4 protein-coding genes are annotated in these 6,886 nt (G+C 40.9%); 3 read left to right on the top strand and 1 reads right to left on the bottom strand.

The annotated features are described in order from the left end of the window. Positions 1–191: 191 nt before the first annotated feature. Entirely contained in the window at positions 192–1,388 is a 1,197-nt protein-coding gene (locus DP116_RS25975; protein ID WP_169157896.1) for a 1-deoxy-D-xylulose-5-phosphate reductoisomerase, read from the bottom strand. A 666-nt stretch (positions 1,389–2,054) separates the two neighbouring features. On the opposite strand from DP116_RS25975, the gene DP116_RS25970 reads away from it, so the two are divergent. From DP116_RS25970 to DP116_RS25960, 3 genes are all read left to right on the top strand, one after another. Next, on the top strand, positions 2,055–3,338 hold the full coding sequence (locus tag DP116_RS25970; protein ID WP_169157895.1) for a mannosyltransferase family protein: 1,284 nt from the start codon (positions 2,055–2,057) through the stop codon (positions 3,336–3,338). Between the two features lie 111 nt (positions 3,339–3,449). Further along, positions 3,450–4,724: a mannosyltransferase family protein gene (locus DP116_RS25965; RefSeq protein WP_169157894.1), complete on the top strand. Its 1,275-nt coding sequence runs from the start codon at positions 3,450–3,452 to the stop codon at positions 4,722–4,724. A gap of 51 nt (positions 4,725–4,775) precedes the next feature. Then, on the top strand, positions 4,776–6,191 hold the full coding sequence (locus tag DP116_RS25960; protein WP_169157893.1) for a DUF2079 domain-containing protein: 1,416 nt from the start codon (positions 4,776–4,778) through the stop codon (positions 6,189–6,191). The last annotated feature ends 695 nt before the right edge of the window (positions 6,192–6,886 follow it).

Below are 6,886 nucleotides of genomic sequence, written 5' to 3'. Positions count from 1 at the left end.
ATTCTTTCTCAGTATAATAAATTATAAATGAATAACTAAATGACGAAACTCAGAAAAAACAACAGAACTATATGTTTATATTCTTATACATTGCTATAAGGTAAAAATTACGAATAAAAAAAATTAGCGTTCAGCAGTAAGCTGAACGCTGAACATAAATACAATGAAAATCTAGGGTTGTTAGTCGTTTTTTATCGCAAAGATATTATACGCGGACGATTTTCCAAGTGTTGAGTTGCTTTTAAAACTTCCTGCCTTGCCCATTTATCTGCTGTCAAAATGTCATCTAAAGAAGGATTTGGACGATTATCGCGTTCGTGGCGATCGCACACCCATTCGATACACCGAGGAATATCTAAAAACTGAATTTTTTCTTCTAAAAACAAAGCCACAGCTTGCTCATTCGCTGCATTTAACACAGCAGGCATGGAACCACCAGATCTCCCTGCTGCATAAGCTAATTTCATGCAAGGATACTTCTGATGATCTGGTTCACGGAAGGTTAAACTGCCGATTTTGACTAAATCTAGGCGTTCCCAATTGGTGTAGATGCGTTCAGGCCAAGACAAAGCATATAGTAAAGGTAAGTGCATATCAGGCCAACCTAGTTGGGCGAGAACAGAGGTGTCTTGTAGTTCAATGAGTGAGTGAATAATACTTTGGGGATGAATAACAATCTCAATATTCTCGTAATCCAACCCAAAGAGGAAATGAGCCTCAATCACTTCCAAACCTTTGTTCATTAAAGTCGCAGAATCAACAGTAATTTTACGCCCCATTGACCAGTTAGGATGTTTGATAGCATCAGCAACTGTGACCTCTGCTAACTTCTCTACTGCCCAGTCACGAAAAGCACCACCAGATGCGGTTAATAAAATTCGTCGTAAACCTCCATCTGGAACACCTTGTAAGCATTGAAATATAGCAGAATGTTCCGAATCTGCTGGCAGTAATTTCACACTGTGTTTTTTAATCAGAGGTAAAACTACCGGACCTCCAGCAATTAAGGTTTCCTTGTTTGCCAAGGCGATATCTTTACCAGCTTCAATGGCTGCTATGGTAGGTAGCAACCCAGCACAACCAACGATACCCGTAACAACGGTTTGGGCATCTCCGTAGCGGGCAACTTCAATAACTCCAGCATCACCAGCCATTAAAATCGGCTGGGGAGCAAGGTCTTTGATTGCTTCTTTGAGTGCTGGCAACTTCTCTTCTGAGCAGATAGCTACTATACTTGGTCGAAACTGCCGAATCTGAGAAGCCAACAAATCCACATTGTTCCCAGCTGCTAAGCCCACAATCCGGAATTGATCGGGGTATTGAGCGACAATGTCTAAAGTCTGAGTACCGATAGAACCAGTAGAACCAAGAAGAGTTATTGCTTTCACAATTGTTTGGTGATTGACAGACAACCATTAATATAGATTGCTTGGGATACACAAATAAATTGATTTATCCTATATCCTTATGCCCGCCCTAGGATTTGTGGTCTAATCATAAGAATAAGCGCTGTAACCAACAAGCGTTTATGGTGCTTCAACAGAGCGAATCCGTTTGCGAAGTGCGTTAATTTGCGTTGGCGAAAAATTCAGTTCGATTTGTTACTAAACTTAACGGGATATTGTCAGTGCTAACGGCTGATGGGGAGTGAGTGAGTTATCAAGAGGCAAAATTGCTGGGGGATACCTTCAAAAAGTGGGAAAACGAACCAACTTCACCCTACCCAATGTTTTATTGCCAATCTTGAGTTCTACTGCCATGCACTAGAAGCCACAAGATGAGTTAAACATCTCTCCAAAGCAACTTTTCTTTGCAAAAAAAAATGTTGTATAGAAAGACTATATAGTTAAATCTAACTGCCAAGGTTCATATGGATATCAGCTAAATTATAACTACTGATAGTAAATAGCTGAAAACTTTGTCAGCTATGTTTCTTTTCGTGTAATGACTCATTTTGGTGGAGGAGTGGAATGTGCGCAATGTTACTAATAAATCACCAAATGACAGCCATAAGTATGTGAATGCATAGAGGAGTTTGAATAACACTCAAGCTTATGGCTGAAATTCAAATATTTATCAAAAAAGTTGTATGGAAAAATGATTTTCTTTTTCCTACAATCATCTGGCTTGTTAGCCGATTCTTTATTTGGGTTACTATGTTGCTGGTTGTTCCACACCTAAGCGCACCATCGCAAGGAGTTACCCCTCAATTTGGCTTGGGAGTATTTGATGCATGGGATAGTGTACATTACCGTTCGATCGCAACATCTGGTTATGAATTTAGCGATGATGGAAAACAACACAATCTTGCATTTTTCCCCTTATTTCCCTTAGCTATTTGGCTTTTCATGCGTTTTGGCTTGTCATTTGAAGTGGCAGGTACGCTGATAAATAACTTGGCATTTTTTGCAGCCCTTTACTGTATCTACTTTTGGGTAGAGGAGCATTGTGGCACAAAGGAGGCGCGTTGGGCAACAGCTGTCGTGGCTTGGTGTCCATTGTCCATGTTTGGCACGGTTATTTACACCGAGGGGCTATACTTACTGTTGAGCACTGCGGCTTTGCGAGCCTTTGATCAAAAGCAATACTACTGGACTCTCCTTTGGGGTGCAATGGCAACGGCAACTCGTCCTACGGGGTTAGCGCTTATACCTGCATTTTTGTTAGCCGCATGGAAACAGCGTAGACCTTTGATGGCTTACGTTGCTGGGTGTGGCAGTGCAATGGGAGTGCTTTTGTTTAGTCTGTACTGTGCAATCCAATTTGGCAATCCCTTTGGATTTATCCATGCACAACGCGGATGGCGACCCTCCCTGGGATTTGATGGACAGGGTTGGTTAAATATGCTACTGCAAATCACTGTTGGAACGTCCAATTTAGAATCTTTATCAATAAATAACTACCTGCATCTCCTACTTTTTGGGGTTGTTGTCAGCTACGGTTATTGTTTGTGGCGCTTCCGTAAGCAACTGAATTTTCTTGCTGTCTGGGGCTTTTATGGTTTATCAATCTGCTTGTTAATACTAGCAGATGATTGGTTCATCTATAACTTTCTGAACGGAGTTATGGTTTGTGGTGGCACTTATATGTTGTGGCATTCACGCACTCAATTAACCCCAGTTACTGTTATTTATGCTTTGTGCGGGATCAGTTTGCTACTTGCCTCCGGAGGCACGATATCCTTGGGTCGTTTGGCTTACGGTATTGTCTCACTGAGTGTAGCTTGTGGTGTCTTCTTATCTCGCTATCCTCGTCAAGGGTACTTAAGTCTGGGTTTGTTTGCTATCTTACTCGTCAGACTCTCTGTTAAATTTGCCCAAGAACTTTGGGTAGGATAAGCTAAAAAACATTTCACTTGGTGTAGGACTTGAACAATTCAAAATTTAACAACAAAGAATTCCGCATTTTTCTTCAGAAAAATATCCCTACACCTTCTTTACACCTCACTCATGATTAAAGGTCAGATATTTTTGAACAAAGCTTTATGGACAAAAATCGTCCTCTTCCCAGCAACAATGTGGCTTACTAGCCGACTACTCATCTGGATAACAATGTTGCTGATTGCACCATTGCTACCAGTACCAGCAGGAGGCAATACCACCACTTTTGGTTGGGGGGTGTTTTTTGCATGGGATAGTGAATATTATCGCACAATTGCCAGCTCTGGATATAAATTCATTAACGATGGCAAGTCACACACCCTTGCCTTCTTTCCCCTGTTTCCTTTAATCATCCGAGTTTTAATGAACTTGGGCTTGCCGTTTGAAATCGCAGGGACGTTAGTCAGCAATCTGGCTTTTTTGGCGGCGCTTTACTTTTTATACTTTTGGGTTAAGGAACAAGCTGGTGAAAGCGCGGCGCGGTGGACAACAGCTGTGGTTGCTTGGTGTCCATTATCAATATTTGCAGGAGTCATTTACACCGAAGGGCTATACTTACTCTTAAGTACAGCAGCTTTGCGAGCTTTTGATAAACAACATTATGGTTGGACTGTCTTTTGGGGTGCAATGGCGACAGCAACACGTCCGACAGGAATGGCACTGATAACCGCGTTTGCCTTAGCAGCTTGGAAACAACGCAGACCCCCTATTGCTTATCTTGCGTCTTTTGCCGCTGGTGCTGGACTAGTTTTTTTCAGCATATACTGTGCGATTCAATTTGGTGATCCTTTGGGATTTATCCATGCACAACAGAAATGGCGACCAACGCTTGGGTTTGATTGGCAGGGTTGGTGGAAAATGCTGATGCAAGTGACAGTTGGGACATTGAATTGGAAGCATGGCGGGATCAAAGACCCTCTGCATCCTCTATTGTTTACGATGATTATTGGCATCGGTTCTTGTTTATGGTACTTCCGTAAACAGCTAGGTTCACAGAAAGTGGACTATGGCTTTGCCGCTTTAGTCTTTCTTTTATGGATACTAGCAGGCGACCCTTTGATTAACGCGATCGCTATTTTCGGTAGTGTTTACCTATTATGGCAATTACGCGCTCAATTGACTCCAGTCACTGTTATCTATGGCTTCTGTGGTATAGGTTTGTTGCTAGCATCTGGGAGTACTATATCTTTGAGTCGTTTGGTGTACGGTATTGTGTCTCCAAGTGTCGCTCTCGGTGTATTATTGTCTCGCTATCCTCGTTGGGGTTACCTAATGCTGTCATTTTTTGCCATCCTACTTGCAAGCTTTGCGGTTCGATTTGCCCAAGAACTTTGGGTAGGGTAAATGGGGGAGGGAGTGAGGAAGTGAGGAAGTGAGGGAGTGAGGGAGGGAGTGATGATGAAAAAATTGATTTCGTCTCATCCTATAATTTGGATGATTGGGGCGAGTGTATTCATTTTATTTGGGTGCAGCAGTTTAAGACATGAGCTATTTAAATCAACTGCTTATGACTTAGGAATTTTTGATCAGGCAGTTTACTTAATTAGCCAAGGACAGTCACCTATTTCTTCTTTCCTTGGTTTCCATATTCTTGGTGACCATGCCGCTTTAATTTTTTATCTTTTAGCCTTATTTTACAAAATATACCCCAGCGTCTACTGGTTGTTTGCAGTGCAAGCAGGCGCTTTGGCATTAGCTGCTTTACCCATATGGCATCTAGCGCGTCATGCTAATCTTACTACTCAACAAGGCATAGCAGTCGCGGCGGTGTACCTACTGTATCCATTAGTGTTCAATATTAATCTCTTTGATTTCCACCCAGAAGTGATAGCTGTGCCAGCATTGTTAGGGGCGGTTTTAGCGGCTAGACTCGAACGCACTGGGTGGTTTTGTTTATGTATCTTCCTGACGCTGGGATGTAAAGCTGTATTATCTATAACAGTTGCAGCAATGGGAGTTTGGCTATTGGTGTTTGAAAAGAAGCGACGATGTGGTGCGATCGCTCTCGCAAGCGGTATCATCTGGTTTGTCATCGCAACCAAAATTGTCATCCCCTTTTTTGGTACCCAAGCGGCGTCAGTGGAACGCCACATTTCTCGCTATGCTTATTTGGGAAACTCATTTCCAGAAATTGCTAAAAATTTACTCCTCAACCCAGGACTTGTGTTGGGACAAGTTTTTTCACTCGCTAACCTAGGATATTTACTGCTGTTACTAGCGCCTGTGATTTGGGGACTTTCACTCCAAGGGATACAGCCTTTGATTGGTGCTTTTCCTACTTTGGCTATGAATCTTCTTGCCGATTACCCACTCCAAAAAGACTTGATCCATCAGTATTCTCTACCAGCAGTACCATTTCTTATATTAAGCATTATTTCTACCCTTGCTACAGGTCGAGGATGGTTACGCAATAAACGAAATATAACATTGTGGTCAATAGTTGCATTCATTGCCTTAGCCAAATACGGATACTTCTGGTCTATCTACTCAGATTCACTGGACACTTGGCAAGCAACACGACAAGCGGTTGCTTTAGTTCAAACAAAAGGATCTGTTTTGACAACTGCTGAGATTGCCCCACATTTAACACATAGACCAGTTGTCGAGTTGACAAGCGCCAACTCACCACCTGCTAATTTGGCAAAGTTTGACTATATACTGTTGAATGTCACTCATCCTGGCTGGCAAAGTGATCAAGAGTTTGCGACTAACTTGGTAGAGTCTCTCAAGAAAACTCAGTTATTTCAACTACGCTACCACCAAGACGGCGTGCATTTGTTTGTGAAAGAAGTTTTCCGCAATGGCGTTTAATCAAGGCAAATAGGAGTGATTTCATCCTTACTGGCATTATCCTTGAGTTAACTGCGGTATTTGTGGCAATGTTTTACAATACTGTTTAGCTCTATCTAAACTTAGCTTCATAAAATATTTCATCAAATATTTTTTAGATGAGCAAAGATTAATTCAGTATATCTTATCACATCGTTATATCGGAAAGAATATGCTTTAATAGGCACACATTCTTTGATTGTTAAACAAAATTTCGTTGTACCATTTCTGAGATTTTCCGTACTTTTACTGAAAACAGAAGTCTGAGATTGAATAACAATAAAGTAACAATCCTAACTATTATGTGACTGTAGATTCACTACTATAATCACTGAATTATTAGGAATAACTGATAAATGACCTAGCTGAAATATCAGCTTGACTATAAATGAAACATCCAATCTGTCCGTAAAGCTGTACTGAGAAGAGTATGATTCTCAGCAAACTCTGCGTTAAGGGAAAATGTATATTTTACAATAAGAAACTTTATCTTGTTTTTGGGCGTCTATTCTTTTCCATAGGGCTAATGGTAACAGACAATCAATTAAAAAATTAACTTTTTTTTCTGTATTCAATAACCTTTAGCAGTAGAATATACAGTATCCTCTATGTAACTGATACTTCAAAATAAACAATGCAAAACATTATTTATGCCAAAAATTCATCATACTTATAAT

The organism is Brasilonema bromeliae SPC951, assembly GCF_012912135.1.
Classification (GTDB): Bacteria; Cyanobacteriota; Cyanobacteriia; order Cyanobacteriales; family Nostocaceae; genus Brasilonema; species Brasilonema bromeliae.
Note: the sequence above shows the minus strand (reverse complement) of the source record. Positions and strands in the feature narration are given on the sequence as shown.

Coding starts and splice junctions, on each gene's coding strand:
- DP116_RS25965 (WP_169157894.1), top strand. CDS start 3,450: ATGATTAAAGGTCAGATATTTTTGAACAAAGCTTTATGGACAAAAATC.
- DP116_RS25960 (WP_169157893.1), top strand. CDS start 4,776: ATGATGAAAAAATTGATTTCGTCTCATCCTATAATTTGGATGATTGGG.
- DP116_RS25970 (WP_169157895.1), top strand. CDS start 2,055: ATGGCTGAAATTCAAATATTTATCAAAAAAGTTGTATGGAAAAATGAT.